The sequence below is a fragment of the Anaerostipes sp. genome, assembly GCF_018381315.1.
Lineage (GTDB): Bacteria > Bacillota > Clostridia > Lachnospirales > Lachnospiraceae > Anaerostipes.
This window is the reverse complement of record NZ_JAGZSD010000008.1, coordinates 1-22,560: the sequence shown is the minus strand read 5'-3', so window position 1 is coordinate 22,560 and position 22,560 is coordinate 1. Positions and strand designations below refer to the sequence as shown.

The 22,560-nt window shown below is 44.9% G+C and carries 19 protein-coding genes and 1 other RNA gene; 17 read left to right on the top strand and 3 right to left on the bottom strand.

Annotation, left to right across the window (positions count from 1 at the left end; translation table 11 throughout):
- Positions 1 to 122 precede the first annotated feature (122 nt).
- The 11 genes from queD to ssrS all read left to right on the top strand — a co-directional run bounded on the left by queD (position 123) and on the right by ssrS (position 12,195).
- A complete protein-coding gene (queD, locus tag KH180_RS08110) occupies positions 123 to 542 on the top strand; it encodes a 6-carboxytetrahydropterin synthase QueD (RefSeq protein WP_290758963.1) in 420 nt (139 codons plus the stop codon).
- A 2-nt stretch (positions 543 to 544) separates the two neighbouring features.
- The gene (gene queE, locus KH180_RS08105) at positions 545 to 1,213 is read left to right on the top strand and encodes a putative 7-carboxy-7-deazaguanine synthase QueE (protein WP_290758958.1); all 669 of its coding nucleotides are present in this window, start codon (positions 545 to 547) and stop codon (positions 1,211 to 1,213) included.
- Positions 1,214 to 1,219: 6 nt separating this feature from the next.
- The gene (gene folE / locus KH180_RS08100; RefSeq protein ID WP_290758956.1) at positions 1,220 to 1,807 is read left to right on the top strand and encodes a GTP cyclohydrolase I FolE; all 588 of its coding nucleotides are present in this window, start codon (positions 1,220 to 1,222) and stop codon (positions 1,805 to 1,807) included.
- Between the two features lie 21 nt (positions 1,808 to 1,828).
- Positions 1,829 to 2,491 carry a 7-cyano-7-deazaguanine synthase QueC gene (queC, locus tag KH180_RS08095; protein ID WP_290758954.1) on the top strand — a complete coding sequence of 221 codons (663 nt, stop codon included), beginning with the start codon at positions 1,829 to 1,831 and terminating at the stop codon, positions 2,489 to 2,491.
- Between the two features lie 142 nt (positions 2,492 to 2,633).
- Positions 2,634 to 3,809 carry an iron-containing alcohol dehydrogenase gene (locus KH180_RS08090; protein ID WP_290758949.1) on the top strand — a complete coding sequence of 392 codons (1,176 nt, stop codon included), beginning with the start codon at positions 2,634 to 2,636 and terminating at the stop codon, positions 3,807 to 3,809.
- Positions 3,810 to 4,059: 250 nt separating this feature from the next.
- Entirely contained in the window at positions 4,060 to 8,592 is a 4,533-nt protein-coding gene (gene gltB, locus KH180_RS08085) for a glutamate synthase large subunit (protein WP_290758947.1), read from the top strand.
- A 12-nt stretch (positions 8,593 to 8,604) separates the two neighbouring features.
- A complete protein-coding gene (locus tag KH180_RS08080; RefSeq protein WP_290758946.1) occupies positions 8,605 to 10,089 on the top strand; it encodes a glutamate synthase subunit beta in 1,485 nt (494 codons plus the stop codon).
- A 128-nt stretch (positions 10,090 to 10,217) separates the two neighbouring features.
- Positions 10,218 to 10,769 (top strand): chromate transporter, encoded by a 552-nt coding sequence (locus tag KH180_RS08075; RefSeq protein WP_290758944.1) that lies wholly within the window; start codon positions 10,218 to 10,220, stop codon positions 10,767 to 10,769.
- Positions 10,766 to 11,344, top strand: coding sequence for a chromate transporter (locus tag KH180_RS08070; protein WP_290758941.1), 579 nt, complete (start codon positions 10,766 to 10,768; stop codon positions 11,342 to 11,344). Before KH180_RS08075 ends, KH180_RS08070 begins: the two co-directional genes overlap by 4 nt.
- 2 nt (positions 11,345 to 11,346) lie before the next feature.
- Positions 11,347 to 11,937 carry a DUF5662 family protein gene (locus KH180_RS08065; RefSeq protein ID WP_290758938.1) on the top strand — a complete coding sequence of 197 codons (591 nt, stop codon included), beginning with the start codon at positions 11,347 to 11,349 and terminating at the stop codon, positions 11,935 to 11,937.
- Between the two features lie 79 nt (positions 11,938 to 12,016).
- A non-coding RNA gene (gene ssrS / locus KH180_RS08060) (6S RNA) lies at positions 12,017 to 12,195 on the top strand.
- Positions 12,196 to 12,241: 46 nt separating this feature from the next.
- Here the strand turns inward: ssrS and KH180_RS08055 are convergent.
- The gene (locus KH180_RS08055; protein ID WP_290758935.1) at positions 12,242 to 12,454 is read right to left on the bottom strand and encodes a hypothetical protein; all 213 of its coding nucleotides are present in this window, start codon (positions 12,452 to 12,454) and stop codon (positions 12,242 to 12,244) included.
- A gap of 56 nt (positions 12,455 to 12,510) precedes the next feature.
- Between KH180_RS08055 and KH180_RS08050 the strand changes: the two genes are divergently transcribed.
- Together KH180_RS08050 and KH180_RS08045 are read left to right on the top strand one after the other, a co-directional pair.
- The gene (locus KH180_RS08050; protein WP_290758932.1) at positions 12,511 to 13,632 is read left to right on the top strand and encodes an RNA polymerase sigma factor; all 1,122 of its coding nucleotides are present in this window, start codon (positions 12,511 to 12,513) and stop codon (positions 13,630 to 13,632) included.
- A gap of 123 nt (positions 13,633 to 13,755) precedes the next feature.
- On the top strand, positions 13,756 to 16,761 hold the full coding sequence (locus tag KH180_RS08045) for an InlB B-repeat-containing protein (protein ID WP_290758929.1): 3,006 nt from the start codon (positions 13,756 to 13,758) through the stop codon (positions 16,759 to 16,761).
- Between the two features lie 63 nt (positions 16,762 to 16,824).
- On the opposite strand, the gene KH180_RS08040 is transcribed toward KH180_RS08045, so the two are convergent.
- Together KH180_RS08040 and KH180_RS08035 are read right to left on the bottom strand one after the other, a co-directional pair.
- A complete protein-coding gene (locus KH180_RS08040) occupies positions 16,825 to 17,568 on the bottom strand; it encodes a LytR/AlgR family response regulator transcription factor (RefSeq protein ID WP_290758926.1) in 744 nt (247 codons plus the stop codon).
- 18 nt (positions 17,569 to 17,586) lie between these two features.
- Positions 17,587 to 18,315, bottom strand: a complete 729-nt coding sequence (locus tag KH180_RS08035; protein ID WP_290758924.1) for a LytR/AlgR family response regulator transcription factor — start codon at positions 18,313 to 18,315, stop codon at positions 17,587 to 17,589.
- Between the two features lie 156 nt (positions 18,316 to 18,471).
- On the opposite strand from KH180_RS08035, the gene KH180_RS08030 reads away from it, so the two are divergent.
- The 4 genes from KH180_RS08030 to ilvB all read left to right on the top strand — a co-directional run bounded on the left by KH180_RS08030 (position 18,472) and on the right by ilvB (position 22,363).
- Positions 18,472 to 19,611 (top strand): AI-2E family transporter, encoded by a 1,140-nt coding sequence (locus KH180_RS08030; protein ID WP_290758921.1) that lies wholly within the window; start codon positions 18,472 to 18,474, stop codon positions 19,609 to 19,611.
- 58 nt (positions 19,612 to 19,669) lie between these two features.
- Complete coding sequence (locus KH180_RS08025) at positions 19,670 to 19,849, top strand: (2Fe-2S)-binding protein (protein WP_290758919.1); 180 nt, start codon at positions 19,670 to 19,672, stop codon at positions 19,847 to 19,849.
- 125 nt (positions 19,850 to 19,974) lie between these two features.
- Entirely contained in the window at positions 19,975 to 20,556 is a 582-nt protein-coding gene (locus KH180_RS08020) for a TetR/AcrR family transcriptional regulator (protein WP_290758916.1), read from the top strand.
- A 91-nt stretch (positions 20,557 to 20,647) separates the two neighbouring features.
- Entirely contained in the window at positions 20,648 to 22,363 is a 1,716-nt protein-coding gene (gene ilvB, locus KH180_RS08015) for a biosynthetic-type acetolactate synthase large subunit (protein WP_290758913.1), read from the top strand.
- Positions 22,364 to 22,560: the final 197 nt, after the last annotated feature.

Sequence of the window (22,560 nt, the reverse complement as noted above, 5' to 3'; positions counted from 1 at the left end):
CTTTGGAATCCCAATCCCTTATGCAATAAAAAGCACTCCGTGCAGGATGCGCACAAATGCACAAGGAATCTATTTGCCTGCGGCAAATCGCATAAAGATTATGAAAGAGAAGGGGAAATAACATGTACCAGTTAAATACACATGCATCCTTTGATTCCGCACATTTTCTGGCGGGCTATGAGGGTAAGTGCAGAAACCTGCACGGACACAGATGGAAGCTTTCGGTGACGATCCGGAAGGAAAACGTGGAAGAGCAGGGACAGACCAGAGGAATGGTCGTAGACTTCGGAGAGTTAAAAGACAAGGTCAAAAAGATAGCAGACGAGTTTGACCATGCGTTGATTATAGAAAGCAATACGCTGAAACCAAGGACTATGGAAGCGCTGAAGGAGGAAGATTTTCGGATCATTGAAGTGGATTTCCGACCTACAGCGGAAAACTTTGCAAAATATTTTTACGACAGGATAAAAAATGGCGGTTATGATGTATCTTATGTGGAAGTATATGAGACACCGAACAACTGCGCCATTTACGGAGAATAGCCATGGAAGAGTTTAAAATAGCAGAAAGTTTTGTGAGTATTAACGGTGAAGGTAAAAAGGCGGGCAGACTCTCTATGTTCATACGTCTTAGGGGATGTAATCTGAGCTGTTCTTACTGTGATACGAAATGGGCCATCAGCAAAAAAGGAGAGGCAGAGATTATGACAGCTCCGGAAGTGGCCCGGATGGTGAAGGAGTCAGGAACAGAATTAGTGACCTTAACCGGAGGAGAGCCGTTATTGGATGAAAATATTAGCGAGCTGATCGGATGTATATTGTCTCTTCCCAAAACGGAACTGGAAATTGAAACCAACGGCAGTATCCCGATCCGGCCGTGGAGAGAAAGAGATGCAAGGCTTTCCATGACTATGGATTATAAACTGCCGTCCAGCGGCATGGAAGAGTCCATGTGCCTGGAAAATATGGAGGAATTAAAGCCCTGGGATGTGGTGAAATTTGTGATTGGAACAAAGGAAGATTTGAGAAAGGCAAAAGAGGTCATTGACCGGTTTTCTCTCTGCGAAAGAGCCATTGTATATTTCAGCCCGGTTTTCGGAGCAATACCTCCGGAAGAGATTGTGGAATATATGAAGGAACACAGGATGAATAAGGTCAGATTTCAGATCCAGATTCATAAAGTTGTATGGGATCCGGAGCAGAAGGGAGTCTAAATAGTTATGGCGATTGATAAAGAAGCGATTAAGAAACATATCAGAGGCATACTGGAAGCATTGGGGGATGACCCTGACAGGGAAGGACTCACAGAGACACCGGACCGGGTTGCCAGAATGTACGAAGAAGTATTTGAAGGGATGAATTACAGCAACAGTGAGATTGCGGAAATGTTTTCCAAGACCTTTGAAGATGACCTGTCAGTAAAGAATCATAAGGACATGGTGATTGTGAAGGATATTGAAATTTTCAGCTACTGTGAGCATCACTTGGCGCTGATGTACAATATGAAGGTTACGGTTGCGTACCAGCCAAAAGAAAAGATTCTGGGTCTCAGCAAAATAGCCAGAATCTGTGATATGGTCGGGAAAAGGCTTCAGCTTCAGGAGCGCATCGGATCAGATATTGCAGAGATTATCTCCAAGGTGGCCGGGACAGAGGATGTGGCAGTGCTGATTGAGGGCAATCACAGCTGTATGAGTGCCAGAGGAATTAAGAAGAATCAGGCAAAGACCATTACATCCACGATGAGAGGGCGGTTTGAGAAGGACGCTGCCGCAGAAAACCGTTTTTATATATTGGCGGACAGATAAGAAGATCAGGAGGAGAAAATTATGGCGAAACCGACAAAAGCAGTTGTAGTATTCAGCGGGGGACAGGACAGCACCACTTGTCTGTTCTGGGCGATGAAAAAATATGAAGAAGTCATTGCACTTTCTTTTAATTACGGACAGAAGCATTCGGATGAATTGATTTGTGCCAAAGAGATCTGTAAAAAATATAAAGTGGAGCATCATATTTTGGATATGGGGCTGTTAAATCAGCTTGCCCCTAATTCTCTTACGAGGGCAGATATTGAAGTGGATAAAGAAGCTCCGGAAACAGGAACCCCCAATTCCTTTGTAGATGGAAGAAATATGCTGTTCCTTACTTTTGCAGCAGTATTTGCCAAACAAAGAGGGATCCATGTACTGGTGACCGGCGTTTCACAGAGTGATTTCAGCGGATATCCGGACTGCAGGCATGTATTTATCACATCCCTGGAGACGACGCTTACTTTAGCTATGGATTATGAGTTTGAGGTGATTACGCCGCTCATGTGGATTGATAAAAAAGAGACATGGAAAATGGCTGATGACCTCGGTGTATTTGATATTATCAGGCAGGAAACTTTGACCTGCTATAACGGTGTAAAAGGCGACGGATGCGGGGATTGTCCTGCATGTAAGCTGAGAAGAAAAGGGATGGAAGCCTATCTTTTTGAGCGTGGAAACTGAGAAAAGCCATTAGAAAAAATGTCTAAGTGTCATCTTGTCTCAGATTTTTATTGATAAAACATTAACAAAATAGTACAATAGGAATGTAACCAATGGTCAGGGTTGTCAACATATCAATCCTCTGCAGCAAAGGAGATAACGTATGGGAAGATTTACATTACCTAGAGATTTGTACTTTGGAAAAGGATCACTTGAGACACTGAAGACACTGGATGGAAAAAAAGCTGTTTTAGTCATCGGCGGCGGTTCTATGAAACGATTTGGATTTGTAGATCAGGTTGTTGACTATTTAAAAGAAGCAGGTATTGAGACAAAATTAATCGAAGGAGTAGAGCCGGATCCTTCTGTTGAGACTGTATTTAAAGGCGCTGAGGTCATGAGAGAGTTTGAGCCGGACTGGATTGTGGCAATGGGCGGTGGCTCTCCGATTGATGCCGCAAAAGCTATGTGGATATTCTACGAACATCCGGAAACTACATTTGACGATGTAAAGGATCCGTTTACAGTTCCGAAGCTGAGAAATAAAGCCAAATTCCTTGCGATACCATCAACATCAGGTACAGCAACTGAGGTGACTGCATTTGCTGTTATCACAGACTATAGTTCAGGAATTAAGTATCCGCTGGCAGATTTTGAGATCACACCGGATATAGCTGTCGTAGATCCTGCACTGGCAGAGACAATGCCTCCGAAACTGACTTCTTATACAGGAATGGATGCGCTGACCCATGCGATTGAGGCATATGTAGCAGGACTGCATTCTCCGTTTTCAGATCCTCTGGCAGTAGAAGCGATTGAAATGGTATTTGACAACTTAAAGGCTTCTTACGAGGGAGATATGACAGCCCGTGAGAATATGCATTATGCACAGTGTCTTGCAGGAATGGCATTTTCCAACGCACTTTTAGGAATTGTACATTCTCTGGCCCACAAAACAGGAGCAGTTTTTGATACCGGACATATCACACATGGATGTGCAAACGCTATTTATCTTCCATATGTGATCCAGTTTAATGCAAAGGTTTGTGAAGACCGCTACGCTGCCATTGCAAGAAGAATTGGCCTTCCTGGAAATTCTGACAAAGCACTGACTCTTTCTCTGATCGAAGCAATCCGGGAAATGAACAAGAAGCTGAACATTGTTTCCAGCCTGAAAGAATTCGGAATCAATGAAGAAGAGTTTAACCAGAAAAAGAGGATGATCGCAGAGCGTGCTGTGGCAGATGCATGTACCGGATCCAATCCTAGAGAGACCTCTGTAGATGACATGGAAAAAGTTTTAGAGTGCATCTACTACGGAAAAGACGTAACATTCTAAAAACTTATCGCTGAAAGGCCGGGACATCAGTTGTCCCGGTCTTTTTTTCTTGTATAAATACCTTGTAAATGAATCGGTATGCCTGATATATTGTCAGATTATTTTTGATGAAAATATAAATAATCAAATAATCAGATAACTTAAGAAAAAAATGCTTTACAAGCCGGCCATATTTTTGTATGATAGATTCCAACGTAGGAATTCTACAAAAAATAACATTTCCAAGCAGCAGGAAGAAAGGAAGAGATTTATGACGAACAAGAGAGACAACACCCCAGGGTTATACGATTCCAGTTTTGAGCATGACAACTGCGGGATTGGAGCCTGTGTTAATATTAAAGGAATCAAAAGCCACAAGACCGTGGACAATGCTTTAAAGATCGTTGAGACTTTGGAGCACAGAGCCGGTAAAGATGCGGCAGGAGAGACCGGAGACGGTGTCGGAATTATGCTTCAGATCTCCCATAAGTTTTTTGAGAAAGCCTGCAGGGAGGCAGGCATCGGCATCGGGGGAGAGAGAGAATACGGCGTCGGAATGTTTTTCTTTCCAAATGACGAGCTGAAAGTCCAGCAGGCTAAAAAGATGTTTGAGATCATTGCAGAAAAAGAAGGGATGAATTTTCTGGGCTGGAGGGAAGTGCCCACAGACAGTAAGGTTTTAGGAAAGAAAGCGATTGAATGTATGCCCAAGATTCTTCAGGCATTTATTGAAAAGCCGGAAGATGTGGAAAAGGGCCTGGAGTTTGACCGCAGGCTTTATATTATCCGAAAAGTATTTGAGCAGAGCAACGAGGAGACCTATGTGATTTCGCTGTCCAGCAGGACGATTGTATATAAAGGAATGTTTCTGGTAGACCAGCTCAGGACCTTTTTTAAGGATCTCCAGGATAAGGACTATGAATCAGCCATTGCACTTGTACACTCCCGTTTCAGTACGAATACGACTCCGAGCTGGGAGAAAGCTCATCCGTACCGTTTTATCGTACATAACGGTGAGATCAATACGATCCGCGGCAACGCAGATAAGATGCTTGCCAGGGAAGAAAATATGGAGTCCAAGTATCTGAAGGGCCAGATGCATAAGGTAATACCAGTGGTCAACCCCAACGGGTCTGACTCCGCAAGGCTTGACAACACACTGGAATTCCTTGTAATGAGCGGCATGGCTCTGCCTCATGCCATCATGATCACGATACCGGAGCCATGGGAAAACAATAAAGTGATCAGCCAGAAGAAGCGGGATTTTTATCAATATTATGCTACGATGATGGAGCCGTGGGACGGACCGGCCTCTATCCTGTTTACTGACGGAGACCAGGTGGGAGCCGTGCTTGACCGGAACGGACTGCGTCCTTCCAGATATTACATTACAGATGATGACCAGCTGATCCTGTCTTCTGAGATCGGAGTTCTGGATATCGATCCTACCAAGATTCTTGTGAAAGAACGCCTGCGTCCCGGAAAGATGCTCTTGGTGGATACTGTCAAAGGCGAAGTCATTGACGATGACGTTGTCAAGGAGTCTTATGCCGGAAAAGAACCTTATGGTGAATGGCTGGACAGCAATCTTATGGAGCTTAAGGATTTAAAGATTCCGAATATTCCGGTTCCTTCTTATGAGACTGAACAGAGAGAGAAGCTTCTGAAAGCTTTCGGATACTCTTATGAGGAAGTAAAAACTGCCATTCAGCCTATGGCCCTGAACGGCTCAGAGGCTATTGCGGCTATGGGAACAGATTCTCCTTTGGCGGTACTGTCAAAGAAGCACCAGCCGCTGTTTAACTATTTTAAACAGCTGTTTGCACAGGTTACCAATCCGCCGATTGATGCGATCAGAGAGGAACTTGTGACATCCACTACCATCTATGTCGGGAAAGACGGAAATATCCTGGAAGAGAAGCCGGATAACTGCCAGGTTTTAAAGGTCCACAATCCGATCCTCACGGACACAGATCTGCTGAAGATTAAAAATATGAAAAAGGAAGGCTTCCAGGTGGCGGAACTTCCGATCGTTTATTATAAAAACACATCCCTGGAAAAGGCACTGGACCGTCTGTTTGTAGAAGCAGACCGTGCATACAGGGATGGAGCCAATATCATTATTTTGTCTGACAGAGGGGTGGATGAGAACCATGTAGCCATCCCGTCTCTGCTGGCGGTATCCGCAATGCACCAGCACTTGATCAAGACGAAAAAAAGGACTTCAGTAGCTCTGATACTGGAGAGTGGGGAGCCAAGAGAGGTACATCACTTCGCAACTCTGCTCGGATACGGAGCCTGCGCGGTGAACCCATATCTGGCACTGCAGGCAGTCCAAAAGCTGATTGATGATGACCTGCTGCACAAGGATTATTACGCCGCAGTGGAGGATTACACAAATGCAGTGCTCCACGGAATTGTTAAAATTGCATCCAAGATGGGAATTTCCACGATCCAGTCTTACCAGGGATCCCAGATCTTTGAGGCAATCGGAATCGATTCCAAGGTCATTGACAAATACTTTACAAATACAGTGAGCCGTGTAGAAGGGATCACTCTGAAGGATATTGAAGAGGATGTGGATATCAGACATTCTTCCGCTTTTGATCCGCTGGGCCTGGAAAATGACTTGATGCTTGAGAGTACAGGAAGCCATAAGTTCAGAAGCGGCAAGGAACAGCATCTGTATAATCCTCAGACTATCCATACACTGCAGATGGCCGCAAGGACCGGAAATTACGACACATTTAAGCAGTATACACATATGGTAGACGAAGAACTGGAGCCGGGAAATTTAAGAGGACTGATGGAGTTCAATTATCCGTCTAAAGGAATTCCTCTGGAGAAGGTTGAGAGTGTAGAATCTATTGTAAAAAGGTTCAAGACAGGCGCCATGTCCTATGGTTCTATCTCAGGCGAGGCTCATGAAACATTGGCCATTGCCATGAATATGCTGGGAGGAAAGTCCAACAGCGGAGAGGGCGGAGAGCGTCCGGAACGTCTGTCCGTGGGAAGAGACGGAAAGAACCGCTGTTCTGCCATTAAACAGGTGGCGTCCGGAAGATTCGGGGTCACAAGCGAGTATCTGGTCAGTGCAAAAGAAATCCAGATCAAGATGGCCCAGGGGGCGAAACCCGGAGAAGGCGGGCACCTTCCGGGGAAAAAGGTTTATCCATGGATTGCAAAGACCCGTCATTCAACGGCAGGCGTGGGACTGATCTCACCTCCGCCGCACCACGATATTTACTCTATTGAGGATTTGGCACAGCTGATCTATGACTGTAAAAATGCAAACAGGGATGCAAGGATTTCTGTAAAGCTTGTTTCAGAGGCAGGAGTGGGAACGGTAGCATCCGGTGTTGCGAAAGCCGGAGCACAGGTGATTCTGATTTCCGGGTATGACGGAGGAACCGGAGCTGCACCAAGAAATTCAATCTATAACGCAGGGCTTCCATGGGAGCTGGGACTTGCGGAGGCACACCAGAATCTGATTATGAACGATCTGAGAAACAAAGTAGTTCTGGAGACAGACGGCAAGCTCATGAGCGGACGGGATGTAGCGATTGCAGCTATGCTCGGGGCAGAGGAATTTGGATTTGCCACAGCGCCGCTTGTCACTTTGGGATGTGTTATGATGCGTGTCTGCAATCTGGATACCTGCCCGGTGGGTGTTGCTACCCAGAATCCGGAGCTTAGAAAGCGGTTTGCCGGAAAGCCTGAGTATGTAGTGAACTTTATGAGATTCATTGCCCAGGAACTGAGAGAGTATATGGCAAAGCTTGGTGTGGCAACGATTGATGAACTGGTAGGGCGTACAGATCTTTTAAAGCCGACCAAGGAGACAAAAGAAAAGCATATTGATTTGTCAAGAATATTGGATACCTCCTATGTAAAGGCAGAGAAGATCGATTACAACCGCAAAAAAGTGTATGATTTTAAATTAGATAAAGTGGCAGATGAGACAGTCCTTCTGAAACAGTTAAAATCTGCTCTGGAAAATAAGCAGAGAAAGAGCATTGAACTTGATGTGACCAATATTGACCGTACGTTTGGAACTATTTTCGGTTCAGAAATCACCAAGCGGTGGGGAGAAAATACACTTCCTGATGATATGTATACAGTAAAATGCACCGGTGCCGGCGGACAGAGTTTTGGAGCATTTATACCGAAAGGACTGACGCTGGAACTTGTGGGAGACAGCAATGACTACTTTGGAAAAGGTCTTTCAGGAGGAAAGCTTGTGGTTTATCCGCCGACCGGAGTTAAGTTTAAGCCGGAAGAAAATATTATCGTAGGAAACGTGGCGCTTTACGGAGCAACCAGCGGAAAGGCATTTATCAACGGAGTTGCAGGAGAACGGTTCTGTGTCCGGAATTCCGGAGCAACAGCCGTGGTAGAAGGCGTAGGGGATCACGGATGTGAATATATGACCGGAGGGCGTGTCTTAGTCCTCGGTGAGACAGGAAAGAACTTTGCCGCAGGTATGAGCGGCGGTATTGCTTACGTTTTAGATGAGGACAGCAGTCTTTACATGAATGTCAACAAGGAAATGGTGACCATTGAGAACATCACTTCCAAATACGATGTGCTGGAAGTCAAGGAAATGCTGAAAGAGCATGTGGCCTACACAAACTCTGAAAAAGGAAAGAAAATCCTTAAGAATTTCGAGGAGTATCTGCCGAAGTTTAAAAAGATTATGCCGGTGGATTATAAACGGATGCTCAACCTGATCGTGCAGATGGAAGAACGCGGACTGAGCAGTGAGCAGGCACAGATTGAAGCATTTTACGAGAACGCAAAGTAGGAGGACAGACGAATGGGAAAACCAACCGGATTTATAGATTACCAGAGAAAAGATGCAAGAGCTGAAGATCCTAAAGAAAGAATCAAGCATTATAATGAATTCCATATTCCTCTTCTGACGGAGGAACAGCAGAGACAGGGAGCCCGCTGCATGGACTGCGGGGTACCGTTCTGCCAGGCCGGCCTGATGTTAAACGGTATGGCATCCGGGTGTCCGTTAAACAATCTGGTTCCGGAATGGAATGATTTGATTTATACAGGCAACTGGGAACAGGCATTCAAGAGACTTAAAAAGACTAATCCTTTTCCGGAATTTACCGGCCGGGTCTGCCCGGCTCTCTGCGAGGCGGCCTGTACCTGCGGACTCAACGGAGAGCCGGTCTGCTCCAAACAAAATGAGTTAAGCATCATTGAATACGGATATGCCAACGGACTTGCGGAGGCGAAACCTCCCAAGAGCAGGACGGGAAAAAAGGTTGCAGTCATCGGTTCAGGGCCAGCCGGCCTTTCAGCAGCGAATTCGCTGAACAAGAGGGGCCATCAGGTCACAGTCTATGAACGCTCTGACCGGGTGGGAGGTCTGATGATGTACGGAATCCCCAACATGAAGCTGGAAAAGCAGATCGTGGAGAGAAAGATCCGGATTATGGAGGAAGAAGGAATTCGTTTTGAGACCAACACCGATGTAGGAAAGGATCTCAAGGCAGATCAGCTGAAAAAGGAATACGACAGTATTATTTTGGCCTGCGGCTCCTCAAATCCGAGAGACATTGAGGTTCCCGGAAGAGATGCGAAAGGAATTTATTTTGCAGTAGACTTTCTCAAGTCAACGACAAAAGCACTGCTGGACAACGGCATGAAAGATAATACCTATATCAGTGCAAAAGGGAAGAATGTTATGGTCATCGGAGGCGGCGATACCGGAAATGACTGTGTGGGAACTTCCATACGCCATGGGGCAAAGAGTGTTATACAGCTGGAAATGATGCCGAAGCTCCCGGATGAGCGCTCCGAAGACAATCCATGGCCCGAATGGCCGAAAGTCTGCAAAACAGACTATGGTCAGGAAGAAGCTATTGCTGTATTCGGGCATGACCCGAGAACCTATCAGACTACGGTAAAAGAATTCAAAAAGAATAAAAAGGGCGAGGTTTCAAAAGCTGTCATTGTAAAGCTTGAGAGCAAAAAGGATGAAAAGAGCGGACGGATGATGATGGCCGAGGTTGCCGGGACGGAGAAAGAAATACCCGTGGATCTTGTGCTGATCGCCGCCGGATTCCTTGGAAGTGAATCCTATGTGACGGATGCGTTTGGAGTAAAGGTTAATGAGCGCACAAACGTAGCCACACAGGCTGACTCATTCCGCACTAATGTGAAGAATGTTTTTACCGCAGGAGATATGCACCGCGGCCAGTCTTTGGTTGTGTGGGCGATCCGTGAAGGAAGAGAAGCGGCAAGAGAAGTGGACCTTGAGATGATGGGCTACACCAATCTATAAGTATTTCACAAATGATTCAGGAGAAAAGCAGTGCCGGAGACAAAACCAGTTTGGTTTTGTCTCTGGTTTTTTTTACTTTTTTTCCGTATAATAAGAAAGAAAAATATTAGGAAGGGCGGGTCAGTGTATTGAAGGAATATAAAGAGTTGTTTTTGACCTTTTTTAAGATGGGTGCATTTACATTCGGCGGAGGTTATGCCATGCTCCCGATGATTGAGCGGGAAGTTGTACAGAACAAAGGATGGGCTACAAGTGAAGAGGTTATGGACTATTTTGCGGTAGGGCAGTGCACGCCGGGAGTGATTGCCGTCAACACCTCTACGTTTATCGGATATAAATTAAAAGGGATCCGGGGAGGCATCACGGCTACACTGGGATTTACAGCGCCGTCTTTGGTCATTATCATGGTGATTGCGGCTTTTATGACCAACTTCAGTGAATTAAGGGCAGTGCAGAGTGCATTCTGGGGCATCCGGGTCTGTGTCTGCGTTTTGATGATCAACAGTATAAAAAAGATGGTAAAAGGCGGTGTGGTAGACTGGCTGACCGGGATTATTTTTGCCGCAACGTTTTTCGGTATGGTATTTGTCATGAATAATCCGGTGGTCTATGTGATCATAGGGGCTGCTTTAGGCCTTCTGCTCTGCAGGAAAGTGAGAAAAGGGGGAGAAAAACAATGATCCTTCTTCAGCTGTTTGTGGAATTTTTTAAGACCGGGATGTTTGCCCTGGGAGGAGGTCTTGCAACACTGCCCTTTCTCTACAGCATGGCAGACAGATTTCACTGGTTTACCCACGGTGATATTGTCAACATGCTGGCGATTTCAGAGTCCACGCCGGGAGCCATCGGGGTCAATATGTCAACCTACTCCGGATATCATATCGCAGGCATTCCAGGAAGCCTGACCGCAACCTTCGGCCTTGTGCTTCCGTCGGTGATCATCATTATCCTGGTGGCAAGAGTGCTGGAAAGCTTTAAGAACAACCGTCATGTGGAAGCAGGATTTTACGGTATCCGTCCGGTAGTGGCAGGACTGATCTGTGCTGCTACATTATCTGTCTTTAAAGTAGCATTCTTAAAAAGCGGGGAACTGAATATTCATAAAATACTTTCTTCCATTGACTTTAAATCTGTGATTCTTTTTGTTATATTATATATGGTAAATAAGTTAGCAGAAAAACGGGGGACATCCATACATCCGATTTTCCTGATTATATTGTCGGGCTGTATTGGAATTGCCGTGCTGGGAGTTTGAGTATGCATATTTTAGGACACTTCAGAACAATTACAAAGCACAAAATCCTGGTGGCAAAGGGCTGTTTTAAAATCGGTCTTTACTGGCAGGGGCTTATGCACGATATGTCAAAGTATTCTCCGACGGAATTTATTCCCGGAGCAAGGTACTATCAGGGGAATCAAAGCCCAAATAATATAGAACGAAGAAAATACGGGGTATCCAGGGCATGGCTGCATCATAAGGGAAGGAACAGGCATCATTTTGAGTATTGGATTGATTACAGCCTGAATCCGGACGCAAAGTGCCTGGTGGGAATGAAGATCCCCAAAAGATATATGGCAGAGATGCTGGTTGACCGGATCAGCGCAGGGAAGATTTATAAAAAGAATGACTTTACCGCAGAAAGTCCTCTGGAGTATTTTAACAATGGGATCGGGGCATCCATTATGCACGAAGCATCCAAGGACTATCTGATGATGCTTTTAACAATGTATGCAAAAAAAGGCGAAAAGGAAACTTTCCGATATCTGAAAAGGGATCTGAAGGAAGATATCAGCGGATATGATAAAATTTCTCCTTTTGAAAAAACCGGGCCCGCAGTGATAGGCTGAACGCTGGAAAAATTGACTTGCATATATTTCTTGAAACTCAGGAATACTTAAGGTATAATAACTGTAAAGAAACGGAACTAACAGCCTGGGGTGTACGATAACGCCTGCTATTTTGAACCTACAACTATTTGAACGGGATTCCGAATATCCGGCTGGATACCAAGCCACAATACGGTGGAAGGTAGAAGGCAGGATGAGGAAACCCACCTAGCTGTGGCTAGGAGTCAAAATTGCGGGGAACGGCATCTTGGGCATATCAAAAGATAATATTTAGAGACTGTCGGTATTGAACCGGCAGTCTTTTTTATTTCATGGGAAAGAGCGTCCCATGAAATAAAAAACGCTCCGCGAGGATCGCACTGCGGCGATAAGGAATCATGTCGCCAAAGCGACCCGCCGCAGGCGGAGAATCCCGCAAGCAGGATTCTTTTTTGTTTCTTTCATAGAAAAGTGCGTCCCATGAAATAAAAAAACGCTCCGCTTGTATATTTTCCAAATTCATTCCATTTTTTTGCACTTGCGTTTCCAAATTAATTATTTTATAGTAAACAATAAAGCAGATAGGAGTGGAAAATGGAGAGAGAAAACACTTATGAGAAAATGTGCCCTTATGTGGAGAGGGCAAAAAACGGAGACAAACAGGCTTTCGAGTATCTTTATCACAGTACATATGAGTCTACCAGGAACTTTGTCTCAAATTTCTGCAAGGATCAAAATGATGTAGAGGATATCCTGCAGGAAGTTTACCTGGAGGTTTATCATTCTCTGCCGATTTTGAAAAATAGCATGGCTTTTTTCGCATGGCAGAGGCGGATCACCTATCACTGTTGTCTTAAATCTGTCAGAAAACAGAAGCCGGACATCATCGGAGATGAAAAGATCGAGTTTGTTAAAAGTTTGATGGAAGACAGTGTGCAGCCTCAGGATGTTGTTCTGCAGAATGAAAAGGCACGGATCTTAAATGAATGTATCCGTAAGCTACCGGAAAAGCAGCGGGCTGCAATGATTTTAAATGTTATTCAGCAGCTTAAGATGAGAGAGGCTGCCGAGATTCTTGACTGCAATGTCAATGCAGTGAAAAATCTTTTGTATCATGGAAAGAAAAATTTAAAGAAGCAGATCGAAGCACTGCCAAAAGAAGACAGAGAGGCTTTAGGGCTCCGAAGTTTTGGATTTTTTTCTTTATATCCGGTGCTCCGCAGTTCTATGGCAGAAATGGGGAAAGCAGGATCACGAAAAAATATACTTCTTGCAAAGAAGGTCATGGCCGGAGTATTGACAGCCTGCGGAGCAGGAGCCGCAGGATTCCTGCTGCTGAACAGAGAAACGCTGCCGTCCCACAGTTTTCAATCTGTTCAGACGCCAAATATTATGTTTGAGACAAGCGATTTAAAAGGAATCCGTATTCCAAAGCCCGAACCGAAACCGGTGCAGAAAAGTACAGGGCCGTCGGTATCGCTGAAACATGTGGGAGAAGACAGGGTATCCGGACGCATTGTGATCCGTGCAGGCGGTGACATTGACTACCACAACACCTATCTGCAGGGGGAAAACGGAAAACGAGTTTCGGCGGCAGGCTATGATTCAGAAAAAAAGATATTATATTTTCCTCCCCAGAAAAATGCTTTTATACTGCATCTGGTCGGAACAGACGGAAAACAGAGGCTGTTCCGGTACCGGAAAGTTCTAAAATAAGAAACAGAAAATGTTTCTTATTTTTTTGTGAAGATTTCTAACCATCCTGTTTGACACCGGACCATCAATGTCGATATTGGGAAAATGCCTGTCATTGACTAAAAAATAGGAGGGAGCGGAATTATGCAGAAGAAAAAAACTTGGTATGTTCTTCTGGCTTTTTTGCTGTCGGTTGTTCTGACAGCGGGATCAGGAGCCTTGTCTGCAAAGGAAAATACAGAAGAGATAAACCGGGAGCAGCAGGATCAGGAGCAGCCAGAATCAGAAGAGGGGAAAGGAGAAGAAAATGAGCTAAACGGAACTGAAATAATAGACGAGCAGACAGAGGAAAAAACGGAGTCTGTCCTCAGTACAGAAGAAAAGCGTGCCGCGAAAATAAAGAGGGCAGACACAAAGGAGACTGGGAAAAAAGAAAATGGAGAAACCCAGCCGCAGAATACACAGACCCAGCTGGATGTGAGCAAAGGAAGTATTCAGATCAAAGCAACAGGAGCAGTGGGCGGAGGACTTCCTCAGGCAGAGAGCAGTCTGAATCCCAAAGGCTACCGGATCACGGGGAAGACGACAGCCAACAAGATTGTGGTAGATCCGGGAGTAACGACGGAGCTGATATTTGACAATGTCAGCATCACCAACCAAAGCAGGAGTGAAAACTGTGTGACGGTATCCCATGCAAATGTCATAATAACGCTGATTGGGAAAAATAAATTGTCTTGTGGCAAATCAAATTATGGGGCATTAGTGAAAGATGGTGTGGATGATACTACATTAACTTTGCAATGTGAGCACGTTAAAGAACAGGAACATAAGTGTTCAGAGGATATTTGTGGGAGTTTGGATGCAGAAGGAACGGAAAACCACGCTACTGCTATTGGAAATATGCTTATAAACAGAAATGTGAAAAATGAAACTGGATTTTCAAATTTAACAATAAAGGGAGGAATCATTACAGCGCAGGCGGGTGCACATAACAGTGCTATTGGAGCAGGATGCAACAGCTATGTTGTTGAAAAAGGATATACAAAAAATATTGTGATTTCAGGAGGAATTGTCACTGCAATTGGAGGAGAGCATTGTGCAGGCCTTGGAAGCGGATCATGGACACCAGTTGATGGTATCTATATTACCGGAGGAACCGTATATGCAGCAGGTGGCATGGATTCTCCGGGAATCGGTTCCGGCGGAAGTGACGTAGAAGAAGCATTTTATAACGGAAAAGCAAAAGTTGATATCTCAAATATTGTTATCAGCGGAGGCGATACAATAGTAAAAGCGGTAGGCGACCAAGATACCAATATGCCAGGAATTGGATGCGGGAAACCGCCAATTGGAGATCCGGAGGGAACTGTAACAAATGTGATTGCATCACCAAATGTGGGATATCAGGGTTATATCCAGGACGGAACAACCGAAGACAATTATAACTTTACAGATGAAAGTCCGTTTCACTCTGATACGGCTATTTCTGTAGAAAAATACTATACAAAAATCTACTTTGGCCCGTACCGGGACGAAAATACCATTGCAAAGGATACGAAAGAGCAGATCGGAGCCAACCATGTGATCAGCAAGACCGGTGGGAATGGATTCACCAAAGACCAGTTAAAGGAGCTGACAAAGGTCAATGGAAAACAGGAGAACGGGACCAATTTTCCAACAGGGGACCTGACTTTTACAGATACTGGCCAGATTGAGGCTGTCAACAAGGCAAAGATGTCAGGAAAGGTTGGAGACTATCCGCTGACGTTTCAGACACCGGAGGGAACAAAAGTTACGGTGACCGTATCGCTCAGGGACAGCGGAACCGATGCCTCCAAGTTTGACCCGGAGAATCCTACACCGGTGATCGGAGCCAATGATTTTGTTCAGGATACCGGGGGAGATGCCTTCACAGAAGAACAGCTGAAAAAATATGGGGAAATCAAAGGAAAAGACAAAGAAGGAAATACGATCTCTCTGGAAGATTTTAAGATAGATGCAGAACAGTTTCAAAAGATCAATGAAGCGAAAACTTCCGGAAAAACAGGCGTGTTTGACCTGACCTATACAGCGGGAGACGGAAACCAGGTAAAAGTCAAGGTATCTTTGGTTGGATACGATGAGGTCACAGAGGATCCGGATAAGAAAGAGAGCATCAAAGGAATGAATGTGATCAGCAGGACCGGAGGGGCTGAGTTTACAGAAGACCAGCTGATGGACCTGACGAAAGCCAGGGCTTTTGATGAAAACGGACATGAGATTGACACAAAAGACCTGATTTTTGCTGAACCGGATCAGATCGACTGTATTAACAAGGCAAAGAAGGCCGGAGAAACCGGGAATTTTTCGCTGACGATTCAGACAGCCAACGGATCAAAGGTGACTGTCACAGTTTATCTGAGAGATGAGGGAACAGACGGAGCCGGGTCAGATCCGGGGAACCCGGAACCTTCCGTTGCGGCCAGTGATGCGGTACATAAGACAGGGGGAAATGCTTTTACAGAGGAAGAGCTGATCAGCCTGTGCAAAGCCAAGGGAAAAGATGAAAACAGAAACAATGCAGAGATCAGCATCAGCAGGGGAGAGATGGAAGAGCTAAATACTGCAAAGCAGGCAGGAAAGACAGGAGCATTTCGTCTGACATTTTCTGTCGCAGGGGGAAAGGAAGCGAAGGTTACCGTCACTCTGACAGGAGAGCACAAGGTAAGCTTTAACCCCAACGGAGGAGATTACACCCCGCAAACCCAGACAGTAACCGGAGGAACGTGTGCGGTGGAACCAAAAGAGCCGGGACGGGATGGCTATGTATTTAAGGGCTGGTACTATAAAGATGAGAATGGAAAAGAACAAAAATGGGATTTTGAAACTCCGGTCCACTCTGACATCTCCTTAAAAGCGCATTGGACAAAGGATACTAAAAAAGATGAGAGTACTCCGTCAAAGGATAAGAACGAAGGCGGAAGCAAAACAAAGAAAAAGAAAGAACGGAATTACTCATGGGAAGGAGAAGAGATCCAGGAAAGCAGCCAAAGTGAAGAATCTGTGGCAAAAACCGGTGACACTGCAGATATACCTGTACTCTTTGCACTGTTTACTATAGGCGGAGCAATGGTGACCCTATTATATAGAAATAAAAAGAACAAATCTTAAAAGAAGACGTCTATGAAAAGAAGGACTTTTGCAATCCAAAATCAGAGTGCAAAAGCCCTTCTTTTATTTTGCGGACAGTCTGGAAGCGTTGAGAGAGAAAAAAGGAAAAGTCTCTCTGCGTACTTGTTTGAGATAAACCTGTCCGATGGGAATCGGAGATTCATTGTCTGTAAGATAAATATTTTCCTTATCCGCGTCTGAAATATAAGAGAGATTCACAATATAAGAGCGGTGAACACGGATGAATCCTCTGTTTTTTACGGCCTGCTCTATGATATTCAACTTAGAATAGAACTCAAAAGTACGGCTGTTAAAGTGGACCACAGCAAGGCGGCCGAGAGCTTCAAAGTGTGAAATATCGGAAAGCCTGATGCACTGATAGGCAGACCGGTTCCTGCACACAATGAATGGCTGCTTTCTCTGCTTAAAAATAGAGTAAGCACTGAGAAAAGCAGATTCGCCTCTGGTATAGTTAAGCCGTGATTTGATGATGTAGTTAAATGGTAAAGCGGCAAAACAATCACCTGCATATTCCGGGCGGATGCCCAGGAAAATGACCAGCCCGTTTGGATCAAAATCTCTGAGACGAAGCGCGGTATCAATTCCGCTGATTCCTTTCAGCTCCGTATCAATAAAATAAAGATCGAAAAAATGGTTTGGATTTTCCAAATAGGTGAGAAGGTCTTTTCCGGAGGAAAAGGCACGGATACTTACAGGGATCTGATGTCTTACTGCCATCGACTGAAAAAGTTCCGTGTATTTTTTAATGGTGGTATAGGAATTATCACAAAAACAGATAGAAAACATAATATCACCTTCTTTATTTTATATGGAATAGATCTTCAGCTGAGTGAGCGTTTTTCGGACCTGGCTCAGATAGGTAGTTCCAATTGGAAGAACAAATCCGTTAGTGAGCCGTACGGAGTGGTCAGTGATCTGGTCAATGTGGCGCAGGTTAATGAGGTAGGACCTGTGGATACGCAAAAATCCTTTTGGAGTCAACTCTTTTTCCAGGCAGGACATGGATTTATAAAAAGAAAAACTTGTATTATTGTGATATACAGTAGTAATTCTTTGAAAAATCTCAAAATAGTAAATATCAGTCAAAGGAATGATGTGTTCATCTGCATCACTGCCGCACTGAAACAGCCGGTTCCGTCTTCTCTGGGCAAGTGAAAGAGCTTTTACATAGATATTTTCAAACTCTTCAAAGGTCAGGTGTTTCGTATAAAAATAATAAAAAGGAAACGTCGGAAATGTATCCGCAGCCAGCTGTTTGTTGGCAGAGACATAAATGAGCAGGGCATGGCAGCAGAGTTTCCTCAGACTCTTTGCAGCCTCAAGTCCGGTGATCTGTTCATCTTTGGATTTGGATATCCGCAGAAAGATGATATCTGCTCTCTCGGGATGAGAGGAAAGATCGAATACAAACTCGTCCTTGTTGCTGTATTCATAAACATTTATGCTGTACTTGTACTTTTCTGCGATACTGGCCAGTATATCTATATTTTCTGCGGTGTTTCTCCGGTTATTGTTATATATGTAAATGTTCATTGGTATCATCACTCCATTTTGCATTTTGTACAACTCTATCTTACCATGGAAAAACTTAGAAATACAACAACAATCCGAATCTTTTTTAATATCTCTGGATATCTGATTTCATTTCCGGTATAATTGTTTAATATCTTTTAAAAGGAGCTGTATGATATGAAATTTTACAATAAAAATACCCAGGGATTCTTCGGACTTGTAGCTTTTGGCATCCTTCTCTATCTGGGGGTCAGCAACATAAGCTACATATTAAAAGGGATCTCCTATCTCATCTCTGTAGTTTTTCCGTTTGTAATCGGGGGATGTATGGCATTTATCATCAATGTGCCAATGAGATTTTTTGAAAACCGCCTGTTTTCCAAAGTAAAAAAGGGAAAGAGAGCCCTGAGCCTGATGCTGGCAATTATCTGTATTATCGGAGTCCTGGTGCTGATCAGTTTTCTGATCCTGCCGGAGCTTGCCAATACACTTTACAGCCTGGCATCCAGCATTCCCGGATATATTGAGGAGATCAAAGACTTTTTGCAGAAACTTTCCAATAATCCGCTGCTTACAAAACAGAACCTGATGAAAATTGATCTGGACTGGAATAAAATCAGCAGTGAGCTGATGATGTTCTTTCAATCCAGTGCCAGCAGCGTGCTCGGATCTACAGTCTCAGTGATCAGTTCTGCTGTTCAGACTGTGGTGACCTTCCTTCTGGGAATAGTGTTCGCCGTAAATGCGCTGCTGAAGAAGGAGAAGCTGATATTACAGACCAAGAAGCTTTTGTATTCCTATCTGAAAGAAGCTTATGCAGACCGTATCGTATATATTGGGAATATGTGCAATCAGGCTTTCTCAAGCTTTTTGTCCGGCCAGTGTACGGAAGCGGTGATTTTGGGCACCATTATTTTTGTATGCATGAATATTATAGGTCTGCCTTATGCTATGCTGATCGCAATGTTTATCGGAGTCACTTCCCTGATACCGATCTTGGGCGGGTTCATCGGCAGTACCTTGGGGGCAGTTTTGATTTTTATGGTAAGCCCGTTTAAAATGATTATCTTTGTTATCATGTTTGTTGTAGTACAGCAGATAGAGGGGAATCTGATTTATCCTCATGTCGTAGGGAATTCTGTAGGCCTTCCGGCAATCTGGGTTCTGGTGGCAGTGACGGTGGGCGGCAATCTGGCCGGAGTTCCGGGCATGTTTGTCAGCATTCCGGCCTGCTCTGTCATTTATGCACTGCTGAGAGATGCGGCCAATGAGAGACTGAAGAAAAAAGGTCTTTTGGAGAAAGTTGAGAAGAAATAAGTATATTCTGCGAATTTTAGGTTCATAATAACTCCATAAAATAATGGAGGTGGAAGGAATGGAACGAGATGATATCATCTGTCCATGCGTCGATGTGACCGTGGGAGAAGTAATAGATGCCTATGAAGACGGCGCAACTACAGTAGATGCAGTCAAAGATGCCACAGGTGCAGGCAGCATCTGCGGGGCATGTCTTGACGATATTGAAGAATTACTTACAGAGTTAAAATCAAAATAAGACCGAATGTAAAAAGCCGGGTGTTTGACTGAGAAGTCAGATTCACCCGGCTTTTTCTTGACACCTTCCGGGAGAAAAGATACAATGAAAGTAAGCACTTGCATCAGGGAGGGAAACAAAAATTTATGGATGAGACCAGTCAGAAAATCATAGATGCTGCCATGTCCCTGGTAAGGGATAAAGGCTACACGGCAACCACCACAAAAGACATCGCAAAGAAGGCAGGGGTCAACGAGTGTACTCTGTTCCGGAAATTTCAGAATAAGAAATGTATCGTCATGAGCGGTATAGATCAGGAAAAATGGAGAGGCAATCTGACACCGGAGGTTTTTTGTGATATTCGGTGGGATTTACAACAGGATCTGGAGATGTTTATGAGAGAATATATGAAAAGGATAACTCCGGACTTTGTCAAGCTGTCCGTCGGACTCAGGGCTCCTCAGATTTATGAGGACACGGCCCCTTTTATTATGAAGATTCCCCAGGCCTTTCTGTCATCGCTCACAGAGTATTTTGAACAGATGGAGCAAAAAGGGAAGATACCCAAACTGGATTTTGAGGCCCTGGCCCTGGCGTTTTTCTCCAGTACCTTTGGCTTTACATTCCTGAATGCTTCGTTTGACCGGGAACTTATGGGGATCGGCAGAGAGAGATTTATCAAACAAACAGTCACTGTGTTTTTGCGGGGGATTCAAAACAACAAATAGAGCGGTATTGTCCTGGCGGCAGTACCGCATCATATTCCTTCGTATGCAAGCAATTACTTGCATACGAAGCATGCAGAATGGAGGAGATAAGATGCAGATATCAGGTGCGGAGTTGGTTGTGAAAGCACTGAAGGAAGAAAAAACAGATACCTTATTCGCCTATCCGGGAGGCCAGGCCATAGATTTATTTCACGCGCTCTATGGTGAGAGGAATATAAGGGTCATTACTCCGCGGCATGAACAGGGTCTGGTTCATGCCGCAGACGGATATGCACGCTCCACAGGGAAAACAGGCGTCTGTCTGGTGACCAGCGGTCCCGGCGCTGCGAATCTGGTTACAGGGATCGCCACGGCCAATATGGACAGTGTTCCCCTTGTCTGTTTTACAGGGCAGGTGCCGAGAAATTTGATAGGAAAGGACTCCTTCCAGGAGGTTGACACCGTCTCCATTATGAAGACAGTCTGCAAATACGCAGTGACGGTTCGAGACCGGAAAGAACTGGGGCCTGCCATAAAGAGGGCATTTGAAGCTGCCAAAAACGGAAAACCCGGAGCAGCAGTCATTGACCTGCCGAAGGATATACAGCAGGAACTTGGTTCTGATCTGTATTCTGCCAGTGAAAAACTGCAGCCTGCAGCAGATGTATGTTTGGAACAAATCAGACGCGGGACGGAACTTTTAAAAACGTCAAGAAGGCCTCTGTTTTTGGCAGGAGGCGGTGTCAACATCGCCCATGCCGGAAAGGAGATGACACGTTTGGCAGAAAAAACAGGCATTCCGGTTGTGACAACAATTATGGGGAAAGGTGCTCTTCCAACCAGCCATCCTCTCTATGCCGGAAATATAGGGATACATGGAAGTTTTGCGGCAAACACGGCAGTCAGCCAGTGTGATCTTTTGTTCGCTGTCGGCACCCGGTTCAGCGACCGTGTCACCGGAAATACAGATGAGTTTGCCAGTCAGGCATCAGTGATCCATGCAGACATAGAGCCAAAGATCATTTCCCGGAATATCCATGCGGATGTGGCGATTGCAGCAGATGCCGGGGAAGTGATCTCGGCACTGTCTGAAACAGCGGAGGTCCTGGAGACTGAAGAATGGAGAAGGCAGATCACACTCTGGAAACAACAGCATCCGCTGGTTTTAAAGACAAAATATAGAGATAAAATGAATGCCCGGGACGTGATAGAAGCAATCAATCAACTATTTGAAAGTGCTGTCATTACGACAGATGTGGGGCAGAATCAGCTTTGGACGGCACAGTTTCTTGAATTGACTGACAAAAAACAGATGATTACATCCGGAGGCTTAGGTACGATGGGCTATGGCTTTCCGGCTGCCATCGGAGCGAAGCTGGGAAATCCGGATAAGGATGTAGTCTCTGTCTGCGGAGACGGAGGGTTTCAGATGAACATACAGGAACTGGCTACGGCAGTGGCCTATGAACTGCCGGTGATTGTGTGCATTTTAAATAACGGTTATCTCGGAAATGTACGCCAATGGCAGGAAATGTTTTATGACAGACATTATTCTGGAACCTGTACCCGTTATCGTCAGAGCTGTCCTGTCATATGCAGCGCTCCGCGGCCAGACTGCCCTGAGTATATTCCTGATTTCCTGAGGCTGGCAGAAAGTTATGGGGCAAAAGGAATCCGTGTGCAAAAGAGTGAAGACATAAGAGCTGCATTGTCAGAGGCTAAGAGAACAAAAAAAGTTCCGACGGTTATTGAGTTTATGATCGGACCGGAGGATAATGTTCTGCCCATCGTTCCGCCGGGAAGTCCGCTGAATGGTATGATTGAGTGAGAAGGCGGCGACATACCTGAGAATGGATACAAATACAAAAACAGCCCTCCAAAATGGAGAGCTGTTTTTGCTGTTAAAGCATTCCCTTTAATATAAATATGCCGGCAATGGGACTCGAACCCTAGTTCGCATGGAAAAAACCGCATAGAAAGGAGCTTTGCACGCTACTTTTTCTAAAGGTAATCAAAAAGGTAATC

What these genes read in the sequence shown, in the direction of transcription:
- queD (WP_290758963.1), top strand. Translation starts at nt 123, where the DNA reads ATGTACCAGTTAAATACACATGCATCCTTTGATTCCGCACATTTTCTG.
- queE (WP_290758958.1), top strand. Translation starts at nt 545, where the DNA reads ATGGAAGAGTTTAAAATAGCAGAAAGTTTTGTGAGTATTAACGGTGAA.
- folE (WP_290758956.1), top strand. Translation starts at nt 1,220, where the DNA reads ATGGCGATTGATAAAGAAGCGATTAAGAAACATATCAGAGGCATACTG.
- queC (WP_290758954.1), top strand. Translation starts at nt 1,829, where the DNA reads ATGGCGAAACCGACAAAAGCAGTTGTAGTATTCAGCGGGGGACAGGAC.
- KH180_RS08090 (WP_290758949.1), top strand. Translation starts at nt 2,634, where the DNA reads ATGGGAAGATTTACATTACCTAGAGATTTGTACTTTGGAAAAGGATCA.
- gltB (WP_290758947.1), top strand. Translation starts at nt 4,060, where the DNA reads ATGACGAACAAGAGAGACAACACCCCAGGGTTATACGATTCCAGTTTT.
- KH180_RS08080 (WP_290758946.1), top strand. Translation starts at nt 8,605, where the DNA reads ATGGGAAAACCAACCGGATTTATAGATTACCAGAGAAAAGATGCAAGA.
- KH180_RS08070 (WP_290758941.1), top strand. Translation starts at nt 10,766, where the DNA reads ATGATCCTTCTTCAGCTGTTTGTGGAATTTTTTAAGACCGGGATGTTT.
- KH180_RS08065 (WP_290758938.1), top strand. Translation starts at nt 11,347, where the DNA reads ATGCATATTTTAGGACACTTCAGAACAATTACAAAGCACAAAATCCTG.
- KH180_RS08050 (WP_290758932.1), top strand. Translation starts at nt 12,511, where the DNA reads ATGGAGAGAGAAAACACTTATGAGAAAATGTGCCCTTATGTGGAGAGG.
- KH180_RS08045 (WP_290758929.1), top strand. Translation starts at nt 13,756, where the DNA reads ATGCAGAAGAAAAAAACTTGGTATGTTCTTCTGGCTTTTTTGCTGTCG.
- KH180_RS08040 (WP_290758926.1), bottom strand. Translation starts at nt 17,568, where the DNA reads ATGTTTTCTATCTGTTTTTGTGATAATTCCTATACCACCATTAAAAAA.
- KH180_RS08035 (WP_290758924.1), bottom strand. Translation starts at nt 18,315, where the DNA reads ATGAACATTTACATATATAACAATAACCGGAGAAACACCGCAGAAAAT.
- KH180_RS08030 (WP_290758921.1), top strand. Translation starts at nt 18,472, where the DNA reads ATGAAATTTTACAATAAAAATACCCAGGGATTCTTCGGACTTGTAGCT.
- KH180_RS08025 (WP_290758919.1), top strand. Translation starts at nt 19,670, where the DNA reads ATGGAACGAGATGATATCATCTGTCCATGCGTCGATGTGACCGTGGGA.
- KH180_RS08020 (WP_290758916.1), top strand. Translation starts at nt 19,975, where the DNA reads ATGGATGAGACCAGTCAGAAAATCATAGATGCTGCCATGTCCCTGGTA.
- ilvB (WP_290758913.1), top strand. Translation starts at nt 20,648, where the DNA reads ATGCAGATATCAGGTGCGGAGTTGGTTGTGAAAGCACTGAAGGAAGAA.